Source organism: Mesorhizobium sp. M4A.F.Ca.ET.022.05.2.1, assembly GCF_003998845.1.
Taxonomy (GTDB): Bacteria; Pseudomonadota; Alphaproteobacteria; order Rhizobiales; family Rhizobiaceae; genus Mesorhizobium.
Genome location: NZ_RZOJ01000664.1, coordinates 1 through 1,869 on the forward strand (window position 1 = coordinate 1; position 1,869 = coordinate 1,869).

2 protein-coding genes are annotated in these 1,869 nt (G+C 64.3%); both read left to right on the top strand.

What is annotated here, in order from left to right; genetic code table 11:
• A partial coding sequence (locus tag EN745_RS34310) for a pirin-like C-terminal cupin domain-containing protein (protein WP_281034807.1) occupies positions 1-370 on the top strand: 370 nt, incomplete at its 5' end.
• A gap of 108 nt (positions 371-478) precedes the next feature.
• Positions 479-1,869, top strand: a 1,391-nt coding sequence (gene dxs, locus EN745_RS34315; RefSeq protein ID WP_127423278.1) for a 1-deoxy-D-xylulose-5-phosphate synthase, incomplete at its 3' end; no start/stop codon positions are given.

Consider the following 1,869-nt stretch of genomic DNA (forward strand, 5'->3'; position numbering starts at 1 on the left):
TTCGACCGCCTCGGACACCCTTTATGCCGATCTGAGGCTGGCGGCTGGCGCCAGCGTCAAGATTCCGGCCGATGCCGAGGAACGCGCCATCTACACGCTGGAAGGCGAGGTCTCGATTGCCGGCGACCGTTTCCCGGCCGAGCGGCTTCTGGTGTTCAAACCGGGCGACGAAATCGTGGTTTCGTCTAAGAACGGTGCCCATTTCATGCTGTTCGGCGGCGCCTCGCTCGGCTCCCGGCGCTACATCTGGTGGAATTTCGTTTCGTCGTCGAAAGAGCGCATCGAGCAGGCGAAAGAAGAATGGAAGACGGGCCGCTTCGATATCGTTCCCGGAGACGAGGAAGAGTTCATTCCGTTACCGGACAATTAACGTCAGAACCATCCGCGTCATTGACACGCATTTACATTCGCCGGGCGGCGGCATATTTCGCCCATGATCAACGTGCATGACATCAGGTTTCACCAGGCCTCTCAACAAGTGAACGCGACGCTGCAAACGCCACTCCTCGACAAGGTCCGCATCCCCGCGGATCTGAGGACGCTTGACGAAAGCGAGCTGCCGCAGCTCGCCTCGGAACTGCGCGCCGAGCTGATCGATGCCGTTTCCCACACCGGCGGTCACCTTGGCGCCGGGCTCGGCGTGGTCGAGCTCACCGTTGCGCTACACTACGTCTTCAACACGCCGGACGACCGGCTGATCTGGGATGTCGGCCACCAGGCCTATCCGCACAAGATCCTGACCGGCCGCCGCGACCGCATCCGCACCTTGCGGCAGGAGGGCGGCCTTTCCGGCTTTACCCGGCGGGCCGAGAGCGAATACGACCCCTTCGGCGCGGCCCACTCCTCGACCTCGATTTCCGCCGGCCTTGGCATGGCTGTCGGACGCGAGTTGTCCGGCGGACGCAACAACGTCATTGCCGTCATCGGCGACGGCGCCATGTCGGCCGGCATGGCCTATGAGGCGATGAACAATGCCGGTGCCCTCGATGCCCGGCTGATCGTCATCCTCAACGACAACGACATGTCGATCGCTCCACCGACCGGCGCTATGAGCGCCTATCTGGCGAGGCTCGCCTCCGGCAAGGCCTATCTCGGCCTGCGCGATTTCGGCAAGAAGCTGACCTCCTATCTCGGCAAGCGCGCCGACCGCGCCATCACGCGGGCAGTCGAGCATGCGCGCGGCTACGTTACCGGCGGCACGCTGTTCGAGGAACTCGGCTTTTATCACATCGGCCCGATCGACGGGCACAATCTCGAGCATTTGATCCCGGTGCTGAAGAACGTCCGCGACAATGCCGACGGCCCGGTGCTGATCCATGTCGTGACCCAGAAGGGCAAGGGCTATGGCCCGGCGGAAGCCGCCGCCGACAAATATCACGGCGTCAACAAATTCGACGTCATTACTGGCGCGCAGGCCAAGGCGCCCGCCAACGCTCCAAGCTACACCAAGGTCTTCGCCGAGAGCCTGATCCAGGAAGCGCACGCGGACGACCGCATCGTGGCGATCACCGCCGCCATGCCGAGCGGCACCGGGCTCGACCTCTTCGGCGAGGTTTTCCCGACCCGGACGTTCGATGTCGGCATCGCCGAGCAGCATGCGGTGACCTTCGCCGCCGGGCTCGCCACCGAGGGCTACAAGCCCTTCGCCGCCATCTATTCGACCTTCCTGCAGCGCGCCTACGACCAAGTCGTCCATGACGTGGCGATCCAGAAGCTGCCGGTGCGCTTTCCGATCGACCGCGCCGGCTTCGTCGGCGCCGACGGCGCCACCCATTGCGGCGCCTTCGACACCACCTTCCTCGCGTCGCTGCCCGGCTTTGTCGTCATGGCAGCCGCCGACGAGGCGGAGCTGCGCCATATGGTGCGCAC